We start from the raw sequence: 13,955 nt of genomic DNA on the forward strand, positions 1-13,955 counted from the left end.
TATTGCTTTCAACTATAAAGTGGGAAACATGAACTGGCAAGAATTTACGGCTTTACTGGTGCTGGCCACGGCGATGAGCTTTTCGCCCGGGCCCAACACCACGCTGTCCACCGCGCTGGGCGCCAACCACGGTTTCCGCCGCGCGCTGCCGTTTGTCTGCGCTGTGCCCGTGGGCTGGGGCGCGCTGCTGCTGGTCTGCGCGCTGGGCCTGGGCGCGCTGGTGCTGGCGGTGCCGCTGCTGAGCTGGGCCGTCAAGATCGGCGGCGTGGCCTACCTGCTGTGGCTGGCCTTCAAGGTTTCCCAATCGCGCCAGCTCAGCCAGGCCGACGCCTCCCGGCTGAGCGTCACCTTCTGGCAGGGCGCGGCGCTGCAATTCGTCAACATCAAGGCCTGGATGCTGGCGCTGGCCATCGTCAGCGGCTGGATCGCCGGCCGCGAGGCGCCCGCCCTGCGCCTGGCCATCGTGCTGCCGGTGATGCTGGCGTATGCCTTTGTGAGCAACATGGTGTATGCGCTGGCCGGTTCATTGCTGCGCGACTGGCTGTCCGGCCCGGCCGGTAGCGGCCTGCGGCTGCGCTGGTTCAACTACGTCATGGCGGCCGTGCTGGTGGCCACCGCGATCTGGATGCTCTTTATATGAGCCCCCACGCGCAAATCAGCAAAGGCCTGTGGCTGGGTCTGCTGGGCACCGTGATCTTTTCCGTCACGCTGCCCATGACGCGGCTGGCCGTGGGCACGCCCGACGCGCCGCAGATGTCGGGCCTCTTCATCGCGCTGGGCCGCGCCGTGGTGGCGGCGGGCCTGTCGGCGGTGTTCCTGCTGGCCACGCGCGCGCCCCTTCCCAAGCGCGGGGACTGGTGGCCGCTGGCCGCCACGGCGGGCGGTGTGGTCTTCGGTTTTCCGCTGTTCACCTCGATTGCCATGCGTTATGTGGAGGCCGTGCATGCCGCCGTGATCATCGGCGCCCTGCCGCTGGCCACCGCCGCCGTGGGCGCCTTGCTGCACCGCCAGCGGCCGTCCGCCGGCTTCTGGCTGTGCGCCGCCCTGGGCAGCGCGCTGGTGGTGGCTTTTGCCCTGTTGCGATCGGGCAGCGGCGGCCTGTCCATCAGCCTTGCGGACTTGCTGCTGCTGGCCGCAGTGCTGTGCGCCGCCGTGGGTTACGGCTACGGCGCCAGGCTGTCGCAGCGCATGCGGGCTGAACATGTGATCTGCTGGGCGCTGCTGCTGTCCCTGCCGCTGACCTTGCCGCTGGCGGCCCTGAACTGGCCCGCAGCGTCCATCAAGGCGTCTGCCTGGTGGGGCTTTGGTTATGTCGCGGTGTTTTCGATGTGGCTGGGCTTTTTTGCCTGGTACCGCGGCCTGGCACTGGGCGGCACGGTGCGCGTGAGCCAGGTGCAGCTGCTGCAGCCGTTTTTGTCCATGCTGTTCGCGGTGCCGCTGCTGGGCGAAAGCCTGGACGCGGTGACCGTGGGCTTCGGCCTGGCGGTGATCGCCACCGTGTTCATCGGCAAAAAAATGCCGGTGCACCAGCCGGCCGCCATGCACCCTTCATTGCTGCACCCGAGGAAGACCTGATGTACTGCGCCTCTTTTATTTTTGAACCCGGCACCTATGACGAGCGCTTCCACGCACTGGACGCGCTGATCGAGGAAGCTGCCCACGCCACCCCGGGCTACCTGGGCGCGGAAACCTGGCGCTCGCCCGATGGCACGCGCAGCAACGCGACCTATTTCTGGGACAACCAGGAGGCGCTGCGCGCCTTCTCGGCCCACCCCAAGCACCTGGAAGCCAAACGCCAGTACACCCAGTGGTACAAAGGCTTTCACATCGTCGTCTCGCAGGTGCTGCGCTCTTACGGCGACGGCAAGATCGAACACATCACCCCCAACCAGCGCGACCGCGGCCAGGGAGTTGCCGCATGAACATCGCCAACATCCCTTTCGGCACGACCGACTGGTCCGCCGTGGACCGCACCGAGCATTCAGCCCTGGAAGGCAAGGCCTTCTGGCGCACGCAGAAATTCGGCGACGTGCGCGTGCGCATGGTCGAGTACACGCCGGGTTATGTGTCCGACCACTGGTGCAAAAAAGGCCACATCCTGCTGTGCCTGCAGGGCCAGTTGCATACCGAACTCGAAGACGGGCGCCGCTTCACGCTGGAGCCCGGCATGAGCTACCAGGTCGCCGACCAGGCCGAAGCGCACCGCTCGACCTCGCCGCTGGGCGCCACGCTGTTTGTGGTGGATTGAGCGGCCGTACCGTATGAACTGTCTCTTGCGCAAAAACGCCAGGCTGCGATCATGCGCCATGGCCCTATGCCATGGGACCCTGAATTTTTCAACCATTGTGTGAGCCGGGCCGCCCGAGGCGGCCCTCAAGGAGGAGAGTGAGATGAGCGACATGACATGGACCCAGGCGCAACGCGCCCACAAGATGAACCCCTCGGTGATCCGCGAGATCCTCAAGGTCACCGAGAAGCCCGGCATCATCAGCTTCGCCGGCGGCCTGCCCTCGCCCAAGACCTTCCCCGTCGCCGCCTTTCGCGAGGCCTGCGACAAGGTGCTGCGCGAGGACGGCCATGCGGCGCTGCAGTACGCGGCCAGCGAAGGCTATGCGCCGCTGCGCGAGATGGTGGCCGCCATGCTGCCCTGGGAGGTCGACCCGGCGCAGGTGCTGATCACCACCGGCTCGCAGCAGGGCCTGGACCTCATCGCCAAGATACTGATAGACGCCGGCAGCCGCGTGCTGGTGGAAACACCCACCTACCTGGGCGCGCTGCAGGCCTTCACGCCCATGGAGCCCGAGGTGGTGGGTGTGGCCAGCGACGAGGAAGGCGTGGACATCGCCGACCTGGCGAGCAAGGCCGCCGGCGCGCGTTTCTTTTATGTGCTGCCCAACTTCCAGAACCCGACCGGCCGCACCATGAGCGAGGCGCGCCGCGCCGCGCTGAGCGCCGAGGCCGCGCGCCTGGGCCTGCCCATCGTCGAGGACAACCCCTACGGCGACCTGTGGTTCGACACGCCGCCGCCGCTGCCGCTGACGGCACGCAACCCCGAGGGCTGCGTCTACATGGGCTCCTTCTCCAAGATCCTGGCACCCGGCCTGCGCCTGGGCTTCATGGTCGCGCCCAAGTCGCTCTACCCCAAGCTGCTGCAGGCCAAGCAGGCCGCCGACCTGCACACGCCGGGCTTTAACCAGCGCATGGTGGTCGAGACCATGAAGAACAACTTCCTGGAGCGCCACGTGCCGACCATACGCGCGCTCTACAAATCGCAGCGCGACGCCATGCTGGCCGCCATGCAGCGCGACATGCCCGAAGGCGTGAGCTGGAACACGCCGGCCGGCGGCATGTTTTTGTGGGTGCGCCTGCCCGAAGGCATGAACGCCATCGACCTGCTGCCCAAGGCCGTGGAGCGCAACGTGGCTTTTGTGCCCGGCTGGGCCTTTTACGCCGACCATGCCGACGCCCGCACGCTGCGCCTGTCCTTTGTGACCTCCAGCGTCGAGCAGATCAACATCGGCATCGCCGCGCTGGCCGCGGCCATCCGCGAGCAACTGCCCACGGGCCTGCCTGAACTGCGCGCGGCCGCATGATGGACACGGGCACGCTGTCGCTGTTCGTGCTGGCGGTGCTGGCACTGTTCATCTCGCCCGGTCCCAACATGGCGTTTGTGCTGTCGCACGGGCTGGCGCACGGCGTGCGCGGCGGTTTCGCGGCGGCCATCGGCATCTCGGCGGCCGACCTGGTGCACACACTCTGCGCCGCGACGGGCGTGACCGCGCTGGTCGCGGCCTGGCCGCCCTCCTTCGATGTGCTGCGATACGCCGGCGCGCTCTACCTGCTGTGGCTGGCCTGCCAGGCCTTGCGGCCGGCCGGCGCGCGCGGCGACAAGGCGCCGGCCCAGCCCGCCGGTTTCGCGCGCATTGTGCGCATGGCCTGGCTCAACAACCTGGTGAACCCGAAAGCGCTGCTGTTCTTCATGGTCTTCCTGCCGCAGTTCGTGAACCCGGCGCGCGGCCACGTGGCCTTGCAGCTGCTGGTGCTGGGCGTGCTGCTGTCGGCGCTGGCGCTGGTTTTCAACACCGTGCTGGGCGCCTTCAGCGGCCAGATAGGCCGTCGCCTGCAGGCGCGGCCCGGCGCCGCGGCATTCCAGCGCGGCCTGCTGGCTTTGACCATGGCCGGGCTCGCGCTCAGGCTGCTGCTCCTCGACCGACCCTCCAAAGGAATCTGACATGCTTCATCTCTGGGGGCGCCTCAGCTCCATCAATGTGCGCAAAGTCGTCTGGGCCGCGCAGGAACTGGGCCTGACCCTGCAGCGCACCGATGCCGGCGGGCAGTTCGGCATCGTCAAGGACGCCGACTACCGCCGCAAGAACCCGAATGCGCTGGTGCCGCTGATGGAAGACGGCGAGGTCCTCGTCTGGGAGTCCAACGTCATCGTGCGCTACCTCTGCGCCAAATATTCATCGGGCAACTTCTATCCCACGGCGCTGCCGCAGCGTTTTGCCGCCGAGCAGTGGATGGACTGGCAGCAGACCACCTTCAACCCGGCCGGCCGCGCGGCGTTTGTGCAGCAGATACGCACACCGGCCGAGCAGCGCAATGCGGGGCTGATCGCGCAATCGGTGGCCGCCACCGAGCCGCTGCTGGCTTTGCTCGATGCACACCTGGCCGAGCATGCCTATATAGGCGGCGAGCAGTTCGGCATGGCCGACATCCCGCTGGGCTGCGAAATGCACCGCTGGTTCGGCCTGCCGCAGCCGCGGCCCGCGCGGCCCCACCTGGACCGCTGGTACCAGAACCTGCTGGCGCGTCCCGCCTCGCGCGGCGTGCTGGACCTTCCCCTGTCATAAATCTTTAAACCCACCCGGAAAACCGAGAGCCCCCATGAAGCAGCGCGCATTCAAGCAAGTCGACGTATTCACCCCCAGCCCTTACTACGGCAATCCCCTGGCCGTGGTACTGGACGGCAGCGGCCTGGACGATGCCGCGATGCAGCGTTTTGCCAAATGGACCAACCTGTCCGAAACCACCTTTTTGCTGCCGCCCACGGACGCCGCGGCCGACTACCGCGTGCGCATCTTCACGCCGGGCGGCGAGCTGCCCTTTGCCGGCCACCCCACGCTGGGCAGCTGCCACAGCTGGCTGGAGGCCGGCGGGCAGCCGCGCTCCAAGGACTTCATCGTGCAGGAATGCAAGGTCGGCCTGGTCAAGATCCGCCGCGAACCCGGCAGCAAGCGCCTGGCCTTTGCCGCGCCGGCGCTCAAGCGCACGGCGCCCAGCCCCACGGTGCTGGCCCAGGTGGCCACGGCGCTGGGGCTCAAGGCCAGCCAGGTGCTGGCCGCGCAATGCCTGGACAACGGCCCGCTCTGGCTGGGCCTGCTGCTGGACAGCCCCGAGACCGTGCTGAGCCTGGCGCCCGACCACAAGGCGCTGGCCAAGCTGGGCACCAAGGTTGGGGTCGTCGCGCGCTATCCGCACGAAGGCGCCGCCCCGCTGATCGCACGCGCCAACCGCGAGGCCAGGGCTTTTGCGCCGTCCCAGCCCTCTTTTGCGCCCGACTTTGAGGTGCGGGCCTTTGCCTCGCCCATCGGCGTCGACGAAGACCCGGTCACCGGCAGCCTCAACGCCAGCCTGGCGCAATGGCTGATCGCCGAAGGCCATGCGCCCGAGCGCTACACCGCCTCGCAAGGCGTGTGCCTGGGCCGTGCGGGCCAGGTGCACCTGGAGCGCGACGCGGCCGGCCAGGTCTGGGTCGGCGGCGAGTCAGTGAGCTGCGTGGACGGAAGCGTCACGCTTTAAGGCCTGCCAACACCATGGAAACCGCCACAGCATCCCCTCCGCTGGCCTCGCAGGTCGACCACCTGGTGGTGGTGGCGGCCAGCCTGGAGCAGGGTGTGCAGTGGTGTGAGCGCGTGCTGGGCATCACGCCCGGGCCGGGCGGCGAGCATGCGCTGATGGGCACGCACAACCGCCTCTTCAGCATCGCGTCGCCGGCCTTTCCCACGGCTTATTTTGAAATCATCGCGATCCAGCCGGGCAAGCCCTGCACGCGCCCGGCCCCGGCCAGGCGCTGGTTTGACCTGGACGACCTGGAGCTGCAACTGCAGCTCAGCAAGGGCGGGCCGCAGCTCGCCCACTTCGCGGCCTCCACCGCCCGGGCGCAGGGCGGCGTGCGCGCGCTGGCGCGCCTGGGGCTGGACCGCGGCGAGCTGCTGGAGGCTTCGCGCATGACGCCGCAAGGCCTGCTGTCCTGGAAGATCACGGTGCGCGAGGACGGGCAGCGCCTGTTCTACGGCGCGCTGCCCACACTGATCCAGTGGGGCGAGGCCCATCCCAGCCAGAGCATGGCGCCCTCGGGCGTCACGCTGCAGTCGCTGCACGCCAGCCATCCGCGGCCCGACGCTTTGCGCGCCGGCTACGAGGCCATAGGCCTGGCCGGCGTGGGCCTGTCACAAGGCCCGCCCAACCTGATCGCCACGCTGCAGACGCCGCGCGGCCTCGTGACACTTCAATCACACGGAGTCTGAGATGCTTTTCAACACCACCGAACTCGCCTGGTTTGCCCTCGCCGCCTTTGTGCTGGTGATCACGCCCGGGCCCAACATGATTTATTGCATCTCGCGCACGCTGTGCCAGGGCCGCGGCGCCGGCCTGGTGTCGCTGAGCGGCGTGGCCCTGGGTTTTGTGGTGCACCTGCTGGCCGCGTCCTTCGGCCTCACGGCGCTGCTGCTGGCGGTGCCGGTGGCCTTTGACGCGATCAAGGTCGCGGGCGCGGCCTATCTGCTGTGGCTGGCGTGGCAAGCCGTCAAGCCCGGCGGCCTCGCACCCTTTGAGACCCGCGAGCTACCGCACGACCCACCGCGCACGCTGTTCCTCATGGGTTTTATGACCAACCTGCTCAATCCCAAGGTCGCGATGTTTTACCTCTCCTTCTTCCCGCAGTTCCTGCATCCCGAGCGCGGCGACCTGCTGCTGCAAAGCCTGACGCTGGGCTTGGTGCAGATCAGCGTCAGCACCAGCGTGAACACGGTACTGATCTGCTTTGCCGCGGCGATTGCCGGCTTCCTGAACCGCAACATCAGCTGGATGCGCGTGCAGCGTTATGTGATGGGCACGGTGCTGGGCCTGCTGGCGCTGCGCCTGCTGGCCGAAAAACGGGCGGCCGCATGAGCCGCCGGGCCGTTCCCAAGGCGAATACCGCAGCTCGCAGAGCGGAGGCTAGCCAATGAGCGCCGTCCTCGACCAGGCGCCGGCGCTGGAGAACAGCCTGCTGCCCTCGCTGCGCGAGATCGAAGACGCGGCCCGCGTGGTCTACCGCGAATTCCAGGCCACGCCGCAATACCGCTGGGGCCTGTCCAGCCAGCGCCTGGGCACCGACTGCTGGATCAAGCACGAGAACCACACGCCGGTCGGCGCCTTCAAGCTGCGCGGCGGGCTCACCTACTTCGAGGCGCTGCAGCGGCGCGGCGAGCTGCCCGCGCAGGTCGTCAGCGCCACGCGCGGCAACCACGGCCAGAGCATAGGCTGGGCGGCGCGCGCGCACGGCGTGGCCTGCACCATCGTGGTTCCGCACGGCAACTCGACCGAGAAAAATGCCGCCATGCGCGCGCTGGGCGTGACGCTGATCGAACACGGCGACGACTTCCAGGCCAGCCGCGAATTCGCCATCGCGCTGGCCGCCGAACGCGGCGCCCACATGGTGCCCAGCTTCCATGCCGACCTGCTGCGCGGCGTCAGCACCTACTGGTGGGAATTCATGCTGGCCGTGCCGCAGCTGGACGTGGTCTATGTGCCTATCGGCCAGGGATCCGGCGCGTGTTCGGCGATTGCCGCCAAGCTGGCGCTGGGCCGCAAGCTGCGCATCGTCGGCGTGGTGAGCACGCATGCCACCACCTATGCCGACTCGCTGGCCGCCGGCCGCGTGGTCGAGGCGCCCGTGACCACCCAGCTGGCCGACGGCATGGCCTGCCGCGTCGCCGATGCCGATGCACTGGCCATCCTGCTGCCGCAGCTGGACCACGTCGTGAAGGTGACGGACGAGGAAGTCGCCCAGGCCATGCGCGAGCTGTACGCCGACACCCACAATGTGGCCGAGGGCGCGGGCGCGGCGAGTTTTGCCGCCGCGATGCAGGAGCGTGATCAACTCAAAGGCCAGGCCGTGGGCATCGCGCTTACCGGCGGCAATGTGGACACCGCCACTGTCGCCAAGGTGCTAAGCCAGACCTGAGTTGGTCGCGCACGGGACTGGGGCGCGTGCCTGCCGCCGCCACAATCCGCCCATGGGAACCCTCTACCTCGTGCGCCACGGCCAGGCCTCGTTTGGCGAAGACGACTACGACGTGCTCAGCCCCATGGGGCGCCAGCAAAGTGTCCGCCTGGGGGAATACTTCAAGTACAAGGGCATAACTTTTGACGCCGCCTTCACCGGCACGCTGCAGCGCCAGGTCAACACCTTTGCCGGCATCTGCGAGGGCATGGGAATAGACATGCAGGCCGAGCAGCGGCCCGGCCTCAACGAATACGACAGCCATGCCGTCATAGGCGCGATACACCCACACAAACTCGAAAAACCGACCACGCCCGAGCAATACCGCGGCCATTTCCGCCTGCTGCGCGACGGCCTGACGCAATGGATGGCCGGCGTCGTCAGCCCCCGGGGCATGCCCAGTTACACGGAATTCGTCGCCGGCGTCACTGACGTGCTGGACCACATCCGCAGCACGCACAGCGGCAATGTGCTGCTGGTCTCCAGCGGCGGGCCGATCTCGACGGCCGTGGGCCACGTGCTGGGCACCAGCCCGGAAACCACCATAGAGCTCAACCTGCGCATACGCAACTGCTCACTCACCGAGTTCGCCTTCACGCCCAAGCGCCACATGCTGGTGACTTACAACACCTTGCCGCACCTGGACGCGCCCGAGCACGCAAGCTGGATCACCTACGCCTGAGAACCTGTTGACGGCCTAAACGCTGACGCAAACCTTGCATCGGTCTCCGTGGTGTTTTTACCATTGCCGGGATCGCGCCAAGCAAAGATACTCTTCGGCACATGAGCGCAGCCCCCACTCCCAGCCTCGCCGTCGCGGGCATACACCTTCACGCCGGCACGGCCGATGCGCTGGCGGCGTCCAGCTACCGCTTCCTGGTGCAGCTCGAGCAACTGGGCCTGCAGGACGCCGTGGAAACCGAGGAACTCCCCGCGCGCGAAGGCGCCGCCATGGGCCGGCGCTTTCGCCTCAGGGCCGGCCTGGCCCAAAAATGGGCGCCGGGCCTGGACACCCTGGGCCTGGCCGAAACACTGCAACTGGATACGACGGGCAACAGCGAGGACCTGGAGCGCGAAATCCTGCTGGCCATGCTGCTGAGCCCGGTTGCCTTCGAGTTTCCCAGCCATGAAGAGCTGGCCTCGGCACTGCGCGTGCGCCGCAACATCGTGGTCGCCGCGCGCAAGACGGCGCTGGAATTCCACACCACCGAAGTCAACCGACCCGAGGACTGCTGGACCTACTCCGAGGACGACGGCTTTACCGTGCGGCCCGGCTGTGCGCTGATTCCCGCCCTGCAAAAAGCCACCCAGCCCGAGGCCTCCGGCAAGCTGTATTCCTTCTCGTGCTACCGCGCGACCGAGTATGTGATCCTGCTGGCCATCGCGCAGGAGCTGGAGGCCTGCAACCCGGCCCTGCTGGCCGGCCTGCAGCAGCGCTGGGAGCGGCGCGCCATCATGTCGGGCAAGTTCCACGACGTGTTCCTGCGCGAATACGGCTCCATGGAGCAGCCGCTGCCGCCCAAATATTACGTGCCCGGCGACCGCCTGTGGTTCCGCAACCCCGACGAGCACTCCTCGGACGTCTCGGGTTACGAAGGCTCCTGGGTGTTTTACATCGGCAACGGCCTGTTCACCAACTTCTGGAAGCGCGAGCAACCCTACTCGCTGACAGCCAAATGCCTGGAGCTGTTCCACTGGCGGCACGCGACCTATACCGACGAAGCCGGTGAGCTGCGCATCAACGAAAGCATTGTTGAAGCCGGCGTCAAGGCCTCCAGCGCCGACCCGGCCGAGACCGCGCGCATCCTGGAGCTGATGCTGCGCATGCGCGAGCCCAAGGGCGTCTACCAGTCGGGCGGCTGCATAGACACTTCGCGCGAGTACCCGCGCTGGATGCGGCCGGGCACTGCCGACATGGTGCTGCCGCCCGCCTGATTGCGCCGCCTTGCCACCCGAACGCCTGGGAACCTGATCCTCAGCCCGGCAGCAGGGGGAGATCGGCTTTTTTCAGCGTGCGCAGCACAAAGCTGGACTTGCTGTGGCGTATGCCCTTGATCTTGTAGAGCCGCTCGCGCAGCAGGCGCTCATAGTCCTTGGTGTCATGCACCGCGATGCGCAGCAAATAGTCGTATTCGCCGGACACCAGGTAAGCCTCGACCACCTCGGGAATCGCGGCCAGGGTTTCACCGAATTTTTCAAGCGTGTTGTCGGAATGGCTGTCCAGCGTGACCTGCACCATGACCGTGTCGCCCAAGCCCAGGGCCTGCGCATTGAGGCGCACGGTGTAGCCCTCGATCACGCCGGCTTCCTCCATCTTCTTGATGCGGCCCCAGCAGGGCGAGGGACTCAGGCCCACGGCCTGGCCAATGTCTTGCAGGCTGGTGCGCGCATCGGCCTGCAACACCTGAAGGATTTTCCGATCCAAAGTATCCATTCAGCTAATTTATCTGATTTTTAGGAATTTGCAGATTTTTTATCTGTATCCGGCAAATCCGGCAGCAAATCAAGCAAATTATTCGGTCCCGTCCCGGCGATACTTTCTTCCATGGCAGCGGGCTTACCGGTCCGGCTGGCAAGACAAGGCCTCCAGCAAGTTACCGCTCGCTGGGGGCTTTTGACTTTATTCCATTGCCAAATCAACGCGATAGGTCGTTGCGCCGCCTTGCCGTGCTGTAGCACTGTCTGCGGCGGCGCGCCTACTCTCGCGCCGATTTGGCAATGGAATCAGGCGCCGGCCGCGCACTGCAGGCGCAATTCGAGGCACACGCCATCATCCAGGTTGCGCGCGCTGATGGTGCTGCCCATCTTGGCCATATAGGTCTTGGCGACAAACAGGCCCTGGCCGCGCTGGCCCGGTGCGCCGGCATCGGTGTCGGGCAGGTCGGACACGCCGTATTCAAAAATCTTGTCCAGCATGCCGGCGTCTATCCGCGGGCCCAGGTTGCTGATGGCGATCAGCGCCTCGGGCGCCGTGGCGCCTTCCCGCGCCTGCAGGGACAGCGTGATGCGGATCAGGCTGCCGGGCCGGCGGTAACGCTCGGCATTGCGCAGCACATGCGAGACCACGTCTTCCAGCGAATATTCGTCGGCGCGCACCGTGACCGGCTGGGCCAGGGGCTCAAAAGCCACGCCGGGAATGCCGGCCGCCGCGGCGTTTCGCGCCACGTGGCGCAGGAATTCGTTGGCGTCCAGGGTCTGCACATTGAGCGCGGTGGACTCAAACGCCTCGCTGGGCGAGGCGCTGCCGTAGAGCACCCGCACCGCCTGCTGCATGCGGCTGATGTAGCGGTGCGCCGGGTCGTCGGCGCTGCCGTGCAGCACCATCAGCGACTGCAGCGGCGACATGATTTCATGGCCGACCGCATGCCAGGTGTCTTTTTCCTGGGCCACGCGTATCTGCTCGCGCCGCACGTCCTCGTTCACGCGCTGCAGCAAATCCTGCAGGCCGCCGGCCAGCACGCCCAGTTCGTCGCCGCCGCGCAGGTCGGCCAAATCCACCGCCGCCAGGCCGTCGCTGGCGCGCACGCCCTTGGAGACGGTGGCGGCGCGACGGGTCAGCTCGGTGATGCGGTGGATGATGCGCAGCTCGATCGCCAGCCAGGTCGCGAAGATGGCCAGCAGCATGCCGCCCACAAACCAGGACACGCGGGTGGCCACGGCCGTGAGGGCCTTGTTGACCGTGCGGATGTCGCCGGTCAGCGTGAGTTCATAGCGGCCCAGCGGCGTACTGATGATGTCCGTGCTGGTGACGGGCGCGTCGTAGCCCTCCACCTGCAGCCGGCGGATCAGCCAGGCGATCAGCGGCGAGGCGCGCTCCGCGGCCTCGGCGCCGGACAGCGCCACGATGTCCTTGCCGGCGCCGCCCGCGCCCAGCTTGCGTATGCGCAGCTTTTCGCCGGGCAGCAGCAAGGGGCTCAGCTCGGCCCAGGAAAAAGGCGCGGTGGCGCCCGCGGCATTGCTGTCGAACAGCGGCTTGCCCTCGCCGGGGGCCAGCATTTCCACCTGCACCTTGATCTGGTCCAGGTCGGCCGGCGGCCAGACGATGCCGGCCGGGCCCTTGGCAAACAGCGCCTCGCGAAACAGCTCCACCGGCAGGCGCACGCTGACAAAGGCGCGCCGCGCGCAATCCGGGTCCGCCGCCGGCGCGCTGTCCACGCAGCGGCCGTCCTGCCAGAGCCAGCCGCGGAAATCGCGCACCGGCCGGCTGGCCGGCGTGATCGGGCCGTCGTCGGCAAAACCCACCAGCCGCCCCCGGGTGTTGGCAAAGGGCGAGGCGTTGCGGCCCTCATCGACGGCCTGCATGGCCTGGAAAGGAGCGATCCAGCGGTAGCGCTGGCCGCGCATGTCGACCGTGATGCGGGCGCGGTGCGCCAGGCTCAGATCCAGCGTGCCCGAGCTGTGCGACACCAGCGGTCCGCTGTTGAAGCTGCCGACGGCGTAGAGGAAACCGCCGGCAAAGGGGTTGTTGCCCACGGCCACGCACATCGAGGCCGCATCGGGGTATTGCACCAGGCAGCCGGCCATCTCCACCGCCTGCTGGGCCTTGTTGCGGTCGTCAAAGTCAAGGGCTGAAAACGGCAGCACCAGCGGGCGCAGCGGCGTGACCTCATGGTCGTAGGCGGTGGGGTTGAGCAGCACCAGCTGGCCCGTGGGATGGCGCAGCTTGGCCGCGATCTGCGCCTGGTTCTTGCGAAAGCCGTCCTGGTAGTTGCGGTAGCTGCGCTCTTTTTCATCCTGCAGCACGGCGACGGCCAGCGCGATGGTGGCCAGCCCCAGCAGCAAAAAAGCGCCGCGAAAGAAAACCCGCAGGCCGAAGGGCACGCGCGCCGGCAGCAGGCGCTCGACGTCCAGCCCCGCCGGCAGCTTCACGCCCGGCCCTTGCCGCGCGGGGCGGTATCGGCCTCGGCCCAGCGAAAGCCGCGCATGGGCACGTTTTCAATGCCCTCGAAGGCCGCGTCGATTTCCTTGAAGGCGTCGCGTATGGTGCTCACGTGCTTGCGGATGTTGTCGCGGTTGCGGCCGCTTTTGACCACCTGGTAGAGGTCTTCATAGCTGACCACCTCGCCCCGGCGCGCATGCAGCGCCGCCAGGATGCGCTGCGCCGTCAGCGGCAGGTTCACGCGCTGGCCACGCCAGATGGCGGTGTTCTGGCGCAGCGGGTCCAGCTGCAGCTCCTGGCCGTCTGTCGCGGGCGCCTTGCCCGCGGGGTTTGCCTTGGCGCTGCGCAGGATGTCCAGGAAGGTTTCGATGAAGTCGGCTTCCTCAAACGTGGTTTTTTGCAGGTAGTCCCAGGCGTCCAGGGCTTTCATGATGCTGCGGTAGATGGCGGCCGGCATGGCCGAGACCACCAGCACCGGCGTGCCCTGCCGCTGCTTGTTGATGGCGTTGATGATGGCCACGCCGGCATGGCGTTCGCGCCCCAGTTCGATGTCCAGCACCACGGCGTCGTAACCCTCGCGGGCGATGGCGGCTTCGGCGTCGTCGCGGCTGAACCACTGGTCGACCTGTATGCCCGGCCGGGCCGATTCAATCCAGCCCCTGAGCTGGTTGCTCATGGGCAAATCGTCTTCGATGACGGCAATTTTGGTCATGGGGCGTGCGAAGTAAAGGGGTGGCCTGATTATGGGCGCGGGCCGGCCTCGGCCGTGTGAGTGTTTCTTCCGTTGGCGGATGAATGCCGCTGCCC

16 protein-coding genes are annotated in these 13,955 nt (G+C 67.3%); 13 read left to right on the top strand and 3 right to left on the bottom strand.

The window, feature by feature from the left end:
* Positions 1-28 precede the first annotated feature (28 nt).
* From ACEN9P_RS08620 to ACEN9P_RS08680, 13 genes are all read left to right on the top strand, one after another.
* Entirely contained in the window at positions 29-640 is a 612-nt protein-coding gene (locus ACEN9P_RS08620; protein WP_477663423.1) for a LysE family translocator, read from the top strand.
* Entirely contained in the window at positions 637-1,575 is a 939-nt protein-coding gene (locus ACEN9P_RS08625) for a DMT family transporter (RefSeq protein WP_495621711.1), read from the top strand. Before ACEN9P_RS08620 ends, ACEN9P_RS08625 begins: the two co-directional genes overlap by 4 nt.
* Complete coding sequence (locus ACEN9P_RS08630; RefSeq protein WP_477663425.1) at positions 1,575-1,922, top strand: antibiotic biosynthesis monooxygenase family protein; 348 nt, start codon at positions 1,575-1,577, stop codon at positions 1,920-1,922. The genes ACEN9P_RS08625 and ACEN9P_RS08630 overlap by 1 nt, the downstream gene beginning before the upstream one ends.
* Positions 1,919-2,248, top strand: coding sequence for a DHCW motif cupin fold protein (locus ACEN9P_RS08635; protein WP_477663426.1), 330 nt, complete (start codon positions 1,919-1,921; stop codon positions 2,246-2,248). Before ACEN9P_RS08630 ends, ACEN9P_RS08635 begins: the two co-directional genes overlap by 4 nt.
* A gap of 151 nt (positions 2,249-2,399) precedes the next feature.
* Positions 2,400-3,593 (top strand): aminotransferase-like domain-containing protein, encoded by a 1,194-nt coding sequence (locus ACEN9P_RS08640; RefSeq protein ID WP_477701256.1) that lies wholly within the window; start codon positions 2,400-2,402, stop codon positions 3,591-3,593.
* Positions 3,590-4,231 carry a LysE family translocator gene (locus tag ACEN9P_RS08645; RefSeq protein WP_495621712.1) on the top strand — a complete coding sequence of 214 codons (642 nt, stop codon included), beginning with the start codon at positions 3,590-3,592 and terminating at the stop codon, positions 4,229-4,231. The genes ACEN9P_RS08640 and ACEN9P_RS08645 overlap by 4 nt, the downstream gene beginning before the upstream one ends.
* Position 4,232: 1 nt before the next feature.
* The gene (locus ACEN9P_RS08650) at positions 4,233-4,853 is read left to right on the top strand and encodes a glutathione S-transferase (RefSeq protein WP_495621713.1); all 621 of its coding nucleotides are present in this window, start codon (positions 4,233-4,235) and stop codon (positions 4,851-4,853) included.
* 34 nt (positions 4,854-4,887) lie between these two features.
* Positions 4,888-5,802, top strand: a complete 915-nt coding sequence (locus ACEN9P_RS08655; RefSeq protein ID WP_495621714.1) for a PhzF family phenazine biosynthesis protein — start codon at positions 4,888-4,890, stop codon at positions 5,800-5,802.
* A gap of 14 nt (positions 5,803-5,816) precedes the next feature.
* Positions 5,817-6,530, top strand: a complete 714-nt coding sequence (locus ACEN9P_RS08660) for a VOC family protein (protein ID WP_495621715.1) — start codon at positions 5,817-5,819, stop codon at positions 6,528-6,530.
* Position 6,531: 1 nt separating this feature from the next.
* Positions 6,532-7,173 carry a LysE family translocator gene (locus ACEN9P_RS08665; protein ID WP_495621716.1) on the top strand — a complete coding sequence of 214 codons (642 nt, stop codon included), beginning with the start codon at positions 6,532-6,534 and terminating at the stop codon, positions 7,171-7,173.
* 55 nt (positions 7,174-7,228) lie between these two features.
* Positions 7,229-8,230 (top strand): threonine dehydratase, encoded by a 1,002-nt coding sequence (locus ACEN9P_RS08670; RefSeq protein WP_495621717.1) that lies wholly within the window; start codon positions 7,229-7,231, stop codon positions 8,228-8,230.
* Between the two features lie 52 nt (positions 8,231-8,282).
* Positions 8,283-8,951 carry a histidine phosphatase family protein gene (locus ACEN9P_RS08675; RefSeq protein WP_495621718.1) on the top strand — a complete coding sequence of 223 codons (669 nt, stop codon included), beginning with the start codon at positions 8,283-8,285 and terminating at the stop codon, positions 8,949-8,951.
* A 101-nt stretch (positions 8,952-9,052) separates the two neighbouring features.
* On the top strand, positions 9,053-10,204 hold the full coding sequence (locus ACEN9P_RS08680; protein ID WP_477663434.1) for a TGL-type protein-glutamine gamma-glutamyltransferase: 1,152 nt from the start codon (positions 9,053-9,055) through the stop codon (positions 10,202-10,204).
* Positions 10,205-10,244: 40 nt separating this feature from the next.
* On the opposite strand, the gene ACEN9P_RS08685 is transcribed toward ACEN9P_RS08680, so the two are convergent.
* The 3 genes from ACEN9P_RS08685 to ACEN9P_RS08695 form a co-directional block, all read right to left on the bottom strand.
* On the bottom strand, positions 10,245-10,703 hold the full coding sequence (locus ACEN9P_RS08685; protein WP_477663435.1) for an Lrp/AsnC family transcriptional regulator: 459 nt from the start codon (positions 10,701-10,703) through the stop codon (positions 10,245-10,247).
* A gap of 290 nt (positions 10,704-10,993) precedes the next feature.
* Positions 10,994-13,138 carry a sensor histidine kinase gene (locus tag ACEN9P_RS08690; RefSeq protein WP_495621719.1) on the bottom strand — a complete coding sequence of 715 codons (2,145 nt, stop codon included), beginning with the start codon at positions 13,136-13,138 and terminating at the stop codon, positions 10,994-10,996.
* A complete protein-coding gene (locus tag ACEN9P_RS08695; RefSeq protein WP_477663437.1) occupies positions 13,135-13,860 on the bottom strand; it encodes a response regulator transcription factor in 726 nt (241 codons plus the stop codon). Before ACEN9P_RS08695 ends, ACEN9P_RS08690 begins: the two co-directional genes overlap by 4 nt.
* Between the last annotated feature and the right edge of the window lie 95 nt (positions 13,861-13,955).

Source organism: Polaromonas sp. Polasp52 (assembly GCF_059491565.1).